This window comes from Pseudomonadota bacterium (assembly GCA_027624715.1).
Taxonomy (GTDB): Bacteria; Pseudomonadota; Gammaproteobacteria; order Burkholderiales; family Eutrophovitaceae; genus Eutrophovita.
The window spans coordinates 129,550-143,597 of record JAQBTV010000002.1 but is presented as its reverse complement, the minus strand read 5'-3'; the positions used below and the strand labels follow the sequence as shown (position 1 = coordinate 143,597).

Here is a 14,048-nt window from a genome sequence, read left to right as displayed (position 1 = left end):
CGCTTATTTAGTCAGGACGAAGACGTTGTACGAAGCTCGCAATGTGCGCACCTATCTCGTCAGGACTGTCTTCTTGCAAAAAATGTAACCCAGATACCGTCACCTCACTTTGATTCGACCACTGACGACACAAGTCTCTTTGTCGCCCAACTAAAATAGACCCAGGCTCCGCATTAATGAAGAGTTTGGGGACTTGGGAAGCCCCTAGCCACCGCGAATAATCCCTAACGACATTTACCACATCAACAGGCTCGCCCTGTATGGGAATCTGTCTTGGCCACGACAAAGTTGGCCTCCTCTCCTCGCCAGGATTTTGAAAAGGCCTCCGATATTCAGCCATCTCGCGCTCACTCAATGTTCGCAAGACGGATCCAGGAAGTACGCGCTCTACAAAAATATTTTTATCTAAAATCATTTCTTCCCCAGCAGGAGACCGGAACGCTTTAAATACCTTCCGCGCATTTTCTGGCCAATCATCCCAAGTCAGCGCGTCAACTATCGCCTCCATATAAACAATACCTTGCACTCGATGATCGTGCTTTGAAGCCCACTCAAAAGATAAAGCTGAACCCCAATCATGAATGACAAAAATAATTCGATCTCCTAAGTCTAATTGCTCCCAAGCCGCGAACAGGTAGTCTCTTTGCTCGACGTATGAGTAACGACTCACATTGGAATCTGTTAGTTTGTCTGAATCCCCCATACCGATTAGATCACATGCGATCAATCGCCCCAACCCCTCACAATGAGGCATGATATTGCGCCATAGATATGATGACGTCGGATTTCCATGCTGAAAAACAATCGAATCCCCTTCGCCCACATCGATATAGGCCATCTTCTTCCCATTGATTTGAAGCAACTTCTTTGATGCAAAGGGCTTATCGCTAAGCATAAGATCTCTCCCTTAGTTATTAGTTATCGCCCTTCGAATATCGGTTTTTGTTTACTTATGAACGCAGCAATCCCGTTCTGAGCATCCTCAGTACCAACCATCCGTGCGATTTCCCGAGTTTCTCGCTCCATTTGTGATTCGAGCGTGTCGTTAGGCGACATAAGCACCAGTCTTTTTACACCGCCGTGCGCCAATGTAGGGCCTGCAGCAAGATCTCGAGCCAATTGATCCACTTCTTTTTGCAGATCAGCAGCCGGCACAATGCGATTTACGAGCCCCCAATCAAGCGCCTCTTGGGCTGTTAGTATTCGATTCGTTAGATATAACTCGAGCGCTCGACGACGTCCAATAATTCGCGACAAAAAGTAGGTAGAACTTCCATCTGGTGTGAGGCCAATACGCGTGTAAGCACTAGTAAACTTTGCCGTATCAGATGCTATGACTAAGTCACAACATGCGGAAAGACTCAATCCAGCTCCAGCGGCCGTACCATTCACGGCCGCAATAACCGGAGCATCTAACCAGGCCAAACGCGAAATAGCAATATGGAGATATCCTGTCATTTCGCGTACTAAAGCTTCTAGACGATGCTTGTTCGTATGGAATTCAGTAATGTCGCCACCAGCACAAAAAGCTTTATCTCCACTGCCCGTAATCACTACTGCACGTACATCTTTATTACTCGCCATCAAATTGACAATGTCGTGAAGATCTTTGCTTGCCTGGCCATTGATGGCATTAAATGAATTCTGGCGATTGATCGTAATTCTTGCAATGTTATCCTCCACTTTAAATAGCATCGTTTCAAATTCCACCTCTACCTCCTATATATTATTTTTATTTCGAGTTTTCTAATTACAATATCAGTATATATTTTTGTTTACTGCCATACTTTTACGATAAATACTGATACTTTACTTTATAAGAACCGCTGACGTTTGCACATGAGGAAAAAATTTTTGCCTACGTTTAAAAACATCGAATGAAAGAGCCGCTTGTTTTCCTCGGACGTACTGGCGAAGCACAACTCTGCCCTTCATTTGTTAAAGTCTCAAATCAAGAATTGGACAGATTGAATTAAGCACTTCAAAAAATCAAAGGTAAGTCACACGTTTGAGAATCCGGTAACAAGCTAATCAAGAGTAGATCCTACAGCGCCCGAGACAACCAGCAAGCGATCTGGGGCGGGCATTGCCGTCCAGTCATGTTTCTTTGATTGTGTTTACATCTACGGTATACTTTAGCTAGCTAGATTGTGGTGTAGTTCACCACTCTAGCAAGTGAACACTAAACTAAAAGTGGATTCCAAACACAGGGAGATATTTATGAATGCAATATTTCAATCGCTAGGAAAGACTGTCCTTGCCGGCGTAGTGATTTTGGTAGCTCTGCTACTCATCGTATCGAGCATGGGGGACGCGAGCAGTATGTCACACGCTTGGGGAATATTTATCGTTCGTTGGTTGCATGTGCTCGCAGGCATAATGTGGATAGGCATATTGTGGTACTTCAACTTTGTGCAGATACCTTCGATGCCAAAGATCCCCGATGAACAAAAGCCAGCGATCGGTAAAGTCATTGCACCAGCCGCACTTTTTTGGTTCCGATATGCCGCTCTCGCGACTGTAGTTACTGGCGTATTACTAGCTCAAGGACATGGCTACTTAACAACTGCCCTGTCATTTGGTGAGGGATATCTAGCCATCGGAATTGGCATGTGGATGGCTCTCGTTATGGCGGCTAATGTTTGGTTCATTATCTGGCCTAACCAACAGAAGGCACTTGGGATTGTAACTGTTGAAGCAGCCCAAAAGGCTGCTGCTGCGAAAATAGCGATGATGGGGTCGAGATTCAACACAATGCTCTCAATTCCGATGCTGTATATGATGGTTGCACAACAAAATGGAGGTGGTGCTTTAGTCTGGTAATAGCCTATGATAAAACGTTCTAAAAAAAGCCCACATGTATGTGGGCTTTTTTTTATCCAATTTAATTCATTGAATCTGAATTCAAAGAAATGAAAAATTAATATCTGGTTTTATTCCACTAACTATATCTGCAATTGCAGCCCCCGAACCGCAAGACAATGTCCAGCCAAGCGTCCCATGCCCGGCATTGATGAATAAGTTACTAAATTTTGTAGGCCCTATTAATGGCACACTTGAGGGGGTCATGGGCCTCAACCCAGCCCACTTTTTCGCATTTTCGTAGTCCATCCCTTGAGGGAACAATTTCTTGACTCGATTTGCAATCCCCGCGCACCGCGCTTCATTAATCGAAACATCATAGCCATTCAGCTCGGCCGTACCTGCCAATCTTAAAAAGTTGCCAAGCCGCGACATTGCAACTTTTCCATTTGCGTCTGTGATGCATACCTGTGGAGCCAAATGCGGATCAATCACTGGAACTGTCAGAGAATAACCCTTAACAGGAAATATAGGAACGCGAAGTCCTATTGGGCGCAATAAAGCATCCGTGACACTGCCAGTAGCGATCACGTAAGCATCAGCCACCTTGACTGTTACCTCGCCTTCCTTATTAAGGGTACGGATGCCGCCAATTGAATCGTTCGAGCCTATAAAACCAACGGCTTCGGTATCGTAAGAGAACGTCACATCATACCGACGCTTGCATGCCTCTTCGAGTTGTCGAGTAAAAACATGAGCATCTCCCGACTCATCATCGGCGGCATAGGTTGCTCCTACAATAGGCAAGGTCGATTGCCGCAACGCAGGCTCGATCCGAATCAGTTCATCGGCTGCACATACAGACATGTCCAAACCATGTTCAAGCAGGGACGCCAAGCCCAAATTAGCAGCTGCAAACTCAGACTCGTCGGTGTGAATTTGCAAAATACCCTTTGTGACTTGATGATACTCAAGATCCTCGCTTTGTCGAAGCTCTTGCAAACATTCGCGACTATAGATACCCAACCTCAAAATATTAAGCATGTTCTGCCGTGTTTTGCTGGGTAAACATTCAAACAAAAATTTGAGACCCCAAGACCACTGTTTGAAGTCCGCCCGCATACGAAATAGAAGCGGCGCATCCTCGCGTCCTAACCATTTAAGAACTTTAAGTGGTGCGCCAGGATTAGACCAGGGTTCGGCTTGACTGACAGAGATCTGCCCGCCATTGGCGTAACTAGCACCTAGCCCAGAACCAGAATCCCGATCAATCACTTCTACCTGATGACCACGCTTAGCAAGAAACCACGCTGTAGTCATTCCTACGACGCCTGCCCCAACGACTAGTGTCTTCATATTATTCGTATTTCCTCATGTCAACCGTTAGACTGTTACCGCGCAACCCAGCCACCATCGGACAAAATATCAGTACCTGTGATAAACGAGGCTGCATCGGTACATAAAAATCGAGCGATCTCACCAATCTCCTTAGGATCCCCCCAACGGCGGGCAGGTACATTTGATAATAGCTCATCACTTTTAGACACATCAGACCTCAATGGCGCAGTCAAGTCTGTCGCATAAAACCCTGGGCTGATTGCCACGACATTAATACCATCATCAGCGTGTTCTAAAGCCATTGATTTAGTAATTGCTAGGACTCCATGTTTGGACGCGCAATAGGCAGCCCGCCCAATGCTACCCACATTGGCCATGATAGAGGTGATGTTAATGACTCGACCCCATTTATGAATTTTCATATGAGGGACGAAAGCTCTCGAGCACAGAAACACGCCCGTCAAATTAGTGTCTAGAACCGTGTTCCATTCCTCCAAAGAAAACTCGATGAGGTTTTTACGGATTGCTGTTCCAGCATTATTAACTAAGATATGAATGGCCCCAAATCGCTTACTGACTTGTTTTTCTAAATCGCTTACCTGATCTTCATAACGAACATCACAAACAAACGTATCTGACTCTACGCCAATCTTGTCTAAAAGCGCCTTCGTCTCTAATAGCTTCTCTTCATTCCTTCCAACGCAGGCAATTGACGCACCCGCATCTGCAAGACTGATGGCCATAGCTCGGCCAAGCCCTCGACTGGCTCCAGTGACAACGGCGATCTTACCTTTCAATGGTTGATCCAACATAACTTTCCCTCTGCTTACCTATTGTTTAAAGCGTGAGTATACAGTCAACAACGATCCAGATATTTAGGTATAGTTTTTGTTTAAGACATTAACTAAAGTTCACATATTCAAAAAACCCATGTTCCAAGGCAGACACTTCAAAAACTGGCCAACTCACTTACCTCGAAAACTTGAGCCTCCAATAAAAACCATATTCCAAAACCTAGTCGTATCTGCCGATCGGTTCCCAGAAAAGTCAGCGATTATTTTTTACGGTACCACGATATCCTATCGAGATCTTCTGAAACAAACTGAATCGCTCGCAAGCTACTTGCGCGACGAGTGTTATGTAAAAAAAGGAGATCGAGTTATTCTCGACTTACAATCGTCACCTCAATTTGTTATTGGCTATTACGCAATTTTGGCGCTGGGAGCCCTCGTAGTTCCAATCAGCCCAATGAATGTCTCAGACGAAATTAACCACTACTGCACAGACTCGGGGACTCGGACAGCCATCGTGAGTCAAGACGTTGTCAAAGAATTTAAGGATGTGCTTGATAAAAATGTTATAGATCGACTCATCGTCGCAACCTACTCTGACTACATCTCAAAAGATTTTATAGGTGAAATCCCGACAAGCATTGCTGAAGAAAAAATAGCGTTCAAAATAGCTCAAGTGGTAGATTGGTCCAGCACCCAGCGAGGAAACGTAAATCTTAAAAACGCTGAAATTAACCTCAGTGACCTCGCTGCAATTTTGTATACATCCGGAACAACAGGACGGCCGAAAGGATGTATGCATACGCATGAAACCATAATGAGGAACATAGCGGGTGCAGTGCTATGGGAAGGCATCACCTCAACCTCTGTTCTACTTACTACAACACCACTATTTCACGTCACTGGGATGCAGCATAGCATGAATGCGGGAGTCGCCGCATCTGGCTCGCTTGTTATTTTACCCAGATGGGACCCCAAAATTGCCGGAGAATTAATTGAGAAACACGGCTGTACACATTGGGCCAATGTGCCTACCATGGTGGTCGATTTGCTAGCTGACTCCACGGTTGAAACGCGTGATCTGAGCTCACTACAGAATATTTTTGGTGGCGGCTCATCCATGCCGGAAGCAGTCGCACAAGAACTATTCGACCGGTGCGGTATCAGATACATGGAAGCGTACGGGATGACTGAGACGATCTCACAAACGCACATGAACCCCCCACAAGATTTGCGCAAGCAATGTCTGGGTATACCCACGTTTGACACAATGGCCACAATCATTGACCCAGAAACCTTGCGTGAGCTGGGCCCCAATGAAAAAGGTGAAATCGTCTCTTCTGGCCCACAAATAATGCTTGGTTATTGGGGACGAGAAGACGCTAACAAAGAGAGTTTCATTCACATTAATGGGGATCGATTTTTCAGAACTGGCGACCTTGGTTGGTACGATGAGGATGGATTTTTCTATATCTCTGACCGCATCAAACGCATGATTAATTCCTCGGGCTATAAAATCTGGCCAGCAGAAGTGGAAGCCGCACTATACAAGCACCCAGCAATCAAAGAATTAGCGATCATTTCATCGCCAGATGCCCGAAGGGGAGAAACAGTTAAAGCAATGATTGTACTCAAAGGGGCTTATGAAAATAGCGCATCCGAAAAAGAAATCATCGATTGGTCACGAGAACACATGGCCTCCTATAAGATTCCTAGGGTTGTTGAGTTTGTCAGTGAATTACCTCGATCAGCTTCGGGAAAGATTCAGTGGCGCCTATTACAAGAAGCCGAATGGCAACAACAGTCGTAAATGATTAAATAAACAAATGAAAAATTTAGATAAAACTCAAGATCAAGGATTGACTCAAGATATCAACTCTGTATATGAGGAACAACGTGATGAAATCACTTCTTTCATTTGCGACCTAATTAAACATCCGAGTCTCCTTGGGCATGAGGATAGCGCTCAAAATTTTATGGAGGAGACTTTTGTATGCTTAGGTCTTGATATTGATCGTTTTAGCATCAATCACGATGCGCTCAAAAATGTCGAAGGGTACTCACCCTCTGTCGGAGAATGGGATAGACATGACAATATTGTTGGCATCCATCGGGCTAAATCTAAAACTGGTAAATCACTAATACTTAATGGCCATATTGATGTAGTTCCTGTAGGCGCCGATGATTTATGGTCGTCCCCCCCCTTCAATCCCACCGTTAAAGACGGCCGAATATATGGACGTGGCGCGGGAGATATGAAAGCCGGTATCGGCGCCTACATTTACGCTTTTAAAACGCTCCAAAAGCTTGGTTATCAACCTGCTAGCGATGTTTTTTTGCAATCCGTAGTCGAAGAAGAATGTACGGGCAATGGAGCACTTGCTTGCCTACATCGTGGTTATAAGAGCGATGCTGCAATTATTCCTGAGCCCTTTAACGAAACAATCATGTCGGCCCAGATGGGGGTCATGTGGTTACAAATAGAAGTTACTGGAAAGCCCGCGCACGTACTCCACGACACAACGGGAAACAATGCTATTGAGGCGGCGTTCAGCATTTGGAAACATTTGAAAGATTTAGCATACCTGTGGAACGATAAGAACCACTCGCATTCAGCATTTAAACATGTAGCAGCTCCTGTCAAATTCAACCTTGGAAAAATTTCAGGTGGTGAATGGGCCTCATCGGTACCGACGCGATGTGCAATGGACATTCGATGCGGCTTCTTTCCTGAGCAATCGCCAAAAGATGTACGGCAGTTAATCGAGAATCATTTAAACGCGACGATTGACAGCGACCCCAACTTGAAAAATATTAATCACGTGATAACGTATCGCGGCTTCCAATCACCTGGCTGTATTGTCGACACCAGTAGCGAACTTATTAACCTATTAAATTATACTCACGAAACTCATTTAGGCCGGCGGGCAGAATTATTTGCCAGTGCCGCAACGACTGATGTGCGAACATTTCAATTGTATGGGCACATTCCCTCAACATGCTATGGACCAGAAGCATTAAATATTCACGGAATTGACGAATCGGTCTCGATCCAAAGCACGCTTGATGTCAGTCGAGTCCTGTGTCACTTCATGACACAATGGTGCGGCATTGAGAAGAGCTAATACTAAAAGAGTATGTTAGCGCTCAATATCCATCATTTGAGTCGCAAAAAATCAAAATCGCATCCGAGTGGCGCCTGAGTGACCGTTTTATAGTAGAGCTGAGCATAACCCCTAGGTGGAGCCGTACGCATCGTCCAGTCTTTCTTCCGACGATCTAATTCTTTCTCAGATACCAGTAAATCTAATTTTTTCTCTTTTACTGATAATCTGATGGTATCACCCGTTTGCACAAATGCCAGATTCCCACCGGAGGCAGCATCAGGAGACACGTGCAGCACTACCGTCCCAAAGGCAGTCCCACTCATTCGTGCATCCGAGATACGCACCATATCCTTTATACCTCTTGCTGCCAGTTTTTTTGGGATTGGTAAATACCCAGCCTCAGGCATACACGACTCACTTTTCGGCCCAGCATTTTTTAGCACTAAAAAGTCGTCCTCTGTTACTTCTAAATCTTCAGAATCAATGCGCTTACTTAAATCTTCCAATGAATCGAACACTACCGCTCTTCCCGTACGCTCAAAAAGATTCGAATCAGCAGCCGCTCGCTTGAGTATCGCACCTGTTGGGGCGAGCGTACCAAACAGTGCGATTAATCCACCCTCTTTTTGATATGGATCGTCAAAAGTACGTACTACGTTCCGGTCGATCCATTTCGGGGTTTCCGCCAACCATTGACCAAGTGTCTCACCCGTCACAGTCAAGCAATCGAGATGCAATTGGTGTTTTAATTCGTGTAAGACTGCAGTGAGCCCACCAGCCGCAAATAAATCTTGCATATAATGTTCGCCCGTTGGTTTTAAATTAACCAGCACTGGCGTCTCATCGGAAATACGATTGATATGCTCTAGCGGTAGATCAATTCCACGTCTACCAGCAATCGCAGCTAAGTGGACCACTGCATTTGTTGAACCACTTATTGCAAGCAAAACTCTCAGCGCATTTTCCACCGATTTAGGTGTGATAATTTCGTGAGGCAACGGCGCCCCAGAAACCGCCATTTCCATAGCACGCTCACCACAAGCCTCGGCCAAACGGAGTCGATCAGCATGAACGGCCGGTATGGCTGCACTTCCAGGCAAACTCATCCCAAGAACCTCGGTAATGCAAGCCATAGTGCTCGCTGTACCCATAACAGCACAACTGCCGGCTGTGGTTGCCAACTTACCCTCAATTTCATTAATCTTGGCGTCAGAAACCTCACCAGCACGGTATTTACCCCAAAACCGGCGGCAGTCAGTACACGCGCCCAACTGCTCACCCTCAAAGGGCATGGCTAACATTGGCCCAGTCACCAGTTGTATGGAAGGAATGTTTGCTGAAGCAATACCCATGAGCTGAGCAGGAACTGTTTTGTCGCAACCGCCGATGACAACGCATGCATCAATAGGTTGCGCCTTCAACATCTCTTCAACGTCCATTGACATCAAGTTTCTAAACATCATACTGGTAGGCGACAGGAATACTTCACCCAGCGAGATTGTTGGGAATTCTATAGGCAGGCCTCCACGCTTCAAAACACCTCTTTTAACTGCTTCAACCAGATCCGGCATCGAGCGATGACAATTATTAAAACCACTGGGTGATGTAGCTATTCCAATAATAGGTCGACTTAAACTATCCAGGGAATACCCCATAGATCTAGCAAATGAACGACGCAGATATGCGGCAAATCCTGGATCACCATAATTCGTTAAATTCCTTGTGATCCCTTGACTCATATTTTTTGAATCTTCCATGAATTCTGTACCATTAATAAATATCGATTACTACTTCCTACGAGATTTGAGCCCTCTTTGAATGTGAACAACAGCCAAAATTGGCAGCGTCAAACCGATCACCCAATGAATGATCGCTGTCACTTCTCGACTGCTTTCATTACCCAAATAATACAGAAAATACCCAGACACACTTAGGACAGTCATAGTGGTGAACATAAAAATACCTGTCCACAAATTTCGACGCATAGACCATGCTCGTGAGACATGCCCAGGGAGTACGCTACCAAATCCAATCATCATGAGTGCTGCAACTATGCCATGAATCGACAGCAAGTCGTGCTCCATCGGATGATGTATCGGCCCAAACTCGCCTTCAATACGTATGAAGTAATGCAAATAAAGCCACAATGCACCCGACAGCGTGAGGATGCCACCCACGGTATAAAGAAACCATGTGTGATAACGACCTAACTTAATGCGCAACATTTGGCATCACGTCCATCGTTTTTGAATAGCTCGTTACGCGCTCCCCTTGCACCAAAAAACCACGAGCATTAAATTGACTGAGTAACAACTCACTCTCCTCTCTCATCATCAGCATACATTTTGTAAGTGCATCGGCCACCACACAAGTCGATGCCATCACTGATGCCGAAGTACCTGCCGGAACAGATTTTTTGCTTCTAGGGTCAACTATTATGCCCGACTGATTATATGCAGCATGCTGTTGGTACGCAGCACTTGTTGCAAACGCGGCATTAACCAAATCCAACGATGCCACCGACTCATGAGGTCTTAACGGATGTCGAACGAGAATTGGGTATGGCGAACCGAATGTCCTGATATCACCGCCGGCATTCACATAAGCCGATTCAGCAGCCCGCCCCTTCAAACATTCAATCGCCTTATCCACTGCATAACCTTTGGCAATTCCACCTAGATCAATTAATCCAGCCCTCAAGCGAAGCACTCTACCATCATCCAAAAGACGCAACAAATCACCCTTGGGCTCACCGTCTCTACAGATGCTGAATACACCTTCGCTGCGTCTTGAAATGTCTTGGGCCAAGTCGAGCACCGCCCACAAATCTGAGGAAACCACCAGTTGAGCGTTAACGCTGAGACCATTGACTTTAGTCACCTCACTGCGATCATCAAATCGACTCATCGAGCACTGAATGCGTTCAATCTGAGCAAATGCATCAGAAATGAGTTGTTGCGCTATTTCTTCAGGAAGGTCTTGAACTCCAATCTCAACGATGGTGCCAAGAAGCGGCCGCGCTCGTTTACTGATTTTTGAGGTAGAGATCATAAGTGGCCAACACCCGATTCACCCCTTCTGTAATATGCCGGCAGGACATGGTTGCTCCAGAAATATTTTTAATTTCCTCCCCGAGGTCAAGATTTGATCCAGGTTTATGTCCCACAAATTGCTCACGCCAACGGGGATTTCGCACCTCATAACCATAACTCTCACGGTATGCCAAAATCTCAATTTGCCTCAATTCACCCTGAGCACTTAGGGCCACAGCATAAGTGATGTATTCATGCTTTCCAATAACCTCATCCACAATAAAGTAACCAGATAAATTACCACCATAAAATACCTTCCAAGCGGGCAAAACATCTCTATCAACGACTACACCAGAGGCATTTTTAATTGCTTTTTTTGCATTACTGTTTAGATCAACATCTGATTTTTTAAACACAGCTGAATTGCCAAACATCAACTTTTGCGCCTGTTCTACGCTTAAATATTCCGCCGCATAGACATGCCCAGATACCACTACAGTCGCAATGGGAATACCAATAAGTTTGAACCAATCGTTATTCATTTTGTACGAACACTAACGACTGGTTGAGAGCACCACTTTGCCAATAACGCGCTTTTGCATAAGTTCGTTAAGCGCCTCACCCGCCCGCTCTAGCGGATAAACTTTGTGAATGTACGGAGATATTTTTCCTTGCTCGAATAAATCCATTAATTCTTGGTTGTTCTTTTTATTCAAATCTGGCTGACGCTTAGTAAACTCTCCCCAAAAAACACCAACAACAGAACATCCTTTGAGTAATGGCAAATTAAGCGGCACTTTTGGAATCTCACCTGCAGCGAAACCAACCACTAAAAATCGACCACCCCAACTCATATCTCGGAGCGCTTTCTCCGAAAATGAGCCACCCACCGGATCGTAAACCACATCAACACCGCGACCTTGCGTGATGTCTTTAACAGACTGACGCAAATCACTTTGCGCATAATTAATTAAGTGATCTGCACCGCTTTGCCTGCAAACAGACAATTTGTCGGCATTTGATGCCGCAGCGATCACCGTTGCACCTAGGACTTTGCCTAATTGAATCGCAGCTATACCAACACCTCCAGAGGCGCCAAGAACCAGTAGAGTTTCACCGGCTTGCAATTGAGCACGATCCTTCAACGCGTGATAACTCGTGCCATACGTCAAAACGAAAGCGGACGCTCTTTCAAAATCCATTTTGTCAGCAATCATAACGGTACGGGTTTGCTCGACAACCAACTCCTCAGCAAAGCCTCCCCATGTTGAAAATGCAATGACTCGATCCCCAACCTTCAGAGTGTCCACATCGGGACCCACTTGCTTGACTACTCCCGCGACCTCTCCACCTGGAGAAAATGGCAGATCCGGCTTAAATTGATATTTTCCTTGGATAATGAGCGTGTCTGGGAAATTTACCCCACAAGCCTGAACCGCTATCACAACCTGCCCTATACCTGGCACTAAGCCTGGCACTTCCTCCAAGACCAAACCATCAGGCATTCCTAACTCTTTGCATAGTACTGCTCGCATACTGTGGTCCTTATTTTGTGAAGATTTAAACGTTTTAAGGCAGTCATGGCACGCTCGATGAGAGATCTAATCCACTAAATGGAGCGTATATCCTCGAGGAAAGACTCAAAGCGTTGATCAATATAACCCTTCACGGCCAGTGTGCACTGACCACATTCCTTAGAGCACCCCGTTTTGTCCGAGATGTCCTTAAAAGTCCTGCACCCTTGGTCAATAGCGTAATCAACCTCAGATTCCCGGACGGCTCTACACACACATAAGTACATGTATCCACTTCCCCAAATCGCAATATTAATGAGAATGATTATCGTTTAGAGTTGCGCCAAATGCAAGGGGACTAAGAATCTTGGATTCAACTCCCTAGATCAAGCCTTATGAAACGGGTTTTCTTAGGATTTTCTCAACCTGCCTCCAACCCGCCTCCGCCATGGGTCGAGCTCGTTTACCCTGTTCTAGCGCATGCGCATTAGCAGCAGTCCCATCCTTAACGCGCCCCATAATTCCTTGAAGAATACCGGCTAATCGAAACATGTTGTAGGCAATATAGAAATCCCAATTTTCAATTGAAGTCCTTCCAGTGCGCTGGCAATAACGTTCAACGTACTGCTCCTCGTGAGGAATCCCGGTTTGCTCATGGTCTACACCAGCAATACCGCGAAACTCACCCGGGGTCAGTCTCCAGTACATGCAGTGATACGCGAGATCCGCCACAGGATGACCTAACGTTGATAGCTCCCAGTCCAATACCGCTAAGACTTTGGCTTCAGTAGGATGAAAGATCACATTGTCCAATCGATAGTCACCATGCGTGATAGAGATTTCCTCACTTTGGGGTACGTTATCAGGCAACCACTGAATGAGGTTCTCCATCGGTTCAATCTCTTCCGTTTCTGAAGCGCGGTATTGTTTAATCCATCGACTGATTTGTCGCTCAACGAAATTTCCTGGTCGACCAAAAGACTCGAGACCCACCGTAGATTGATCAATAGTATGTAGCACCGCGATCACGCGATTCATCTCGTCGTAAATACTCGATCTCTCGTCTCGATCCAAATCCGGTAGTAGACCATCCCAAAGAACACGACCTTGCACAAAGTCCATCACATAAAAAGCAGTCCCAATGACCGTTTCGTCCTCACACAGACAATGCGTTTTTGCGACAGGCACGTCAGTAGGATACAGAGCACTCATGACACGATACTCTCTGTCAACCGCATGGGCTGATGGCAATAACTTTCCAGAAGGCTTTCGACGTAACACATACTTACCGCTTGAGGCCTTAAGAAGAAAAGTTGGGTTAGATTGCCCACCACTAAATTGTTCAAGCTCAATAGGCCCTTGGAATCCATCAATACATGCGCTTAAATATTCTCCTAAGCGATCGAGATTAAATTGTCGCTTGGGATCAACGGGCCGAGTACCGATAAATTGTTCATGCATTTT

General features: G+C 45.6%; 13 protein-coding genes. 3 read left to right on the top strand and 10 right to left on the bottom strand.

From position 1 onward, the window contains the following. Window positions 1-7: 7 nt before the first annotated feature. The gene (locus tag O3A65_02210) at window positions 8-895 is read right to left on the bottom strand and encodes a haloalkane dehalogenase (protein ID MDA1331275.1); all 888 of its coding nucleotides are present in this window, start codon (window positions 893-895) and stop codon (window positions 8-10) included. A 23-nt stretch (window positions 896-918) separates the two neighbouring features. Continuing rightward, entirely contained in the window at window positions 919-1,710 is a 792-nt protein-coding gene (locus tag O3A65_02205) for an enoyl-CoA hydratase-related protein (protein ID MDA1331274.1), read from the bottom strand. 510 nt (window positions 1,711-2,220) lie between these two features. On the opposite strand from O3A65_02205, the gene O3A65_02200 reads away from it, so the two are divergent. Then, window positions 2,221-2,823, top strand: coding sequence for a urate hydroxylase PuuD (locus tag O3A65_02200; protein MDA1331273.1), 603 nt, complete (start codon window positions 2,221-2,223; stop codon window positions 2,821-2,823). Between the two features lie 81 nt (window positions 2,824-2,904). Here the strand turns inward: O3A65_02200 and O3A65_02195 are convergent, their stop codons facing one another. Then, window positions 2,905-4,158 (bottom strand): D-amino acid dehydrogenase, encoded by a 1,254-nt coding sequence (locus O3A65_02195; GenBank protein MDA1331272.1) that lies wholly within the window; start codon window positions 4,156-4,158, stop codon window positions 2,905-2,907. Window positions 4,159-4,193: 35 nt separating this feature from the next. Then, complete coding sequence (locus O3A65_02190) at window positions 4,194-4,952, bottom strand: SDR family oxidoreductase (protein ID MDA1331271.1); 759 nt, start codon at window positions 4,950-4,952, stop codon at window positions 4,194-4,196. Window positions 4,953-5,028: 76 nt separating this feature from the next. Between O3A65_02190 and O3A65_02185 the strand changes: the two genes are divergently transcribed. Then, the gene (locus O3A65_02185) at window positions 5,029-6,741 is read left to right on the top strand and encodes a long-chain-fatty-acid--CoA ligase (GenBank protein MDA1331270.1); all 1,713 of its coding nucleotides are present in this window, start codon (window positions 5,029-5,031) and stop codon (window positions 6,739-6,741) included. A gap of 16 nt (window positions 6,742-6,757) precedes the next feature. Then, a complete protein-coding gene (locus O3A65_02180; GenBank protein MDA1331269.1) occupies window positions 6,758-8,056 on the top strand; it encodes an ArgE/DapE family deacylase in 1,299 nt (432 codons plus the stop codon). A 32-nt stretch (window positions 8,057-8,088) separates the two neighbouring features. Here O3A65_02180 and O3A65_02175 read toward each other — a convergent pair whose 3' ends face one another. The 6 genes from O3A65_02175 to O3A65_02150 all read right to left on the bottom strand — a co-directional run bounded on the left by O3A65_02175 (window position 8,089) and on the right by O3A65_02150 (window position 14,045). Then, window positions 8,089-9,795: a dihydroxy-acid dehydratase gene (locus O3A65_02175; GenBank protein ID MDA1331268.1), complete on the bottom strand. Its 1,707-nt coding sequence runs from the start codon at window positions 9,793-9,795 to the stop codon at window positions 8,089-8,091. Window positions 9,796-9,825: 30 nt separating this feature from the next. After that, the gene (locus O3A65_02170) at window positions 9,826-10,263 is read right to left on the bottom strand and encodes a hypothetical protein (protein MDA1331267.1); all 438 of its coding nucleotides are present in this window, start codon (window positions 10,261-10,263) and stop codon (window positions 9,826-9,828) included. Continuing rightward, a complete protein-coding gene (locus O3A65_02165) occupies window positions 10,250-11,089 on the bottom strand; it encodes an FAD:protein FMN transferase (GenBank protein ID MDA1331266.1) in 840 nt (279 codons plus the stop codon). The genes O3A65_02170 and O3A65_02165 overlap by 14 nt, the downstream gene beginning before the upstream one ends. Next, complete coding sequence (locus tag O3A65_02160) at window positions 11,064-11,612, bottom strand: FMN-binding protein (GenBank protein ID MDA1331265.1); 549 nt, start codon at window positions 11,610-11,612, stop codon at window positions 11,064-11,066. Before O3A65_02160 ends, O3A65_02165 begins: the two co-directional genes overlap by 26 nt. Before the next feature lie 12 nt (window positions 11,613-11,624). Beyond that, complete coding sequence (locus O3A65_02155; GenBank protein MDA1331264.1) at window positions 11,625-12,605, bottom strand: NADPH:quinone oxidoreductase family protein; 981 nt, start codon at window positions 12,603-12,605, stop codon at window positions 11,625-11,627. A gap of 372 nt (window positions 12,606-12,977) precedes the next feature. Beyond that, window positions 12,978-14,045 carry a phosphotransferase family protein gene (locus O3A65_02150; GenBank protein MDA1331263.1) on the bottom strand — a complete coding sequence of 356 codons (1,068 nt, stop codon included), beginning with the start codon at window positions 14,043-14,045 and terminating at the stop codon, window positions 12,978-12,980. Between the last annotated feature and the right edge of the window lie 3 nt (window positions 14,046-14,048).

Excerpts from the sequence above, each read along its gene's own strand:
- O3A65_02155 (MDA1331264.1), bottom strand. The coding sequence starts at position 12,605 with ATGCGAGCAGTACTATGCAAAGAGTTAGGAATGCCTGATGGTTTGGTC.
- O3A65_02160 (MDA1331265.1), bottom strand. The coding sequence starts at position 11,612 with ATGAATAACGATTGGTTCAAACTTATTGGTATTCCCATTGCGACTGTA.
- O3A65_02175 (MDA1331268.1), bottom strand. The coding sequence starts at position 9,795 with ATGGAAGATTCAAAAAATATGAGTCAAGGGATCACAAGGAATTTAACG.
- O3A65_02190 (MDA1331271.1), bottom strand. The coding sequence starts at position 4,952 with ATGTTGGATCAACCATTGAAAGGTAAGATCGCCGTTGTCACTGGAGCC.
- O3A65_02170 (MDA1331267.1), bottom strand. The coding sequence starts at position 10,263 with ATGTTGCGCATTAAGTTAGGTCGTTATCACACATGGTTTCTTTATACC.
- O3A65_02150 (MDA1331263.1), bottom strand. The coding sequence starts at position 14,045 with ATGCATGAACAATTTATCGGTACTCGGCCCGTTGATCCCAAGCGACAA.
- O3A65_02200 (MDA1331273.1), top strand. The coding sequence starts at position 2,221 with ATGAATGCAATATTTCAATCGCTAGGAAAGACTGTCCTTGCCGGCGTA.
- O3A65_02195 (MDA1331272.1), bottom strand. The coding sequence starts at position 4,158 with ATGAAGACACTAGTCGTTGGGGCAGGCGTCGTAGGAATGACTACAGCG.
- O3A65_02210 (MDA1331275.1), bottom strand. The coding sequence starts at position 895 with ATGCTTAGCGATAAGCCCTTTGCATCAAAGAAGTTGCTTCAAATCAAT.
- O3A65_02165 (MDA1331266.1), bottom strand. The coding sequence starts at position 11,089 with ATGATCTCTACCTCAAAAATCAGTAAACGAGCGCGGCCGCTTCTTGGC.
- O3A65_02180 (MDA1331269.1), top strand. The coding sequence starts at position 6,758 with ATGAAAAATTTAGATAAAACTCAAGATCAAGGATTGACTCAAGATATC.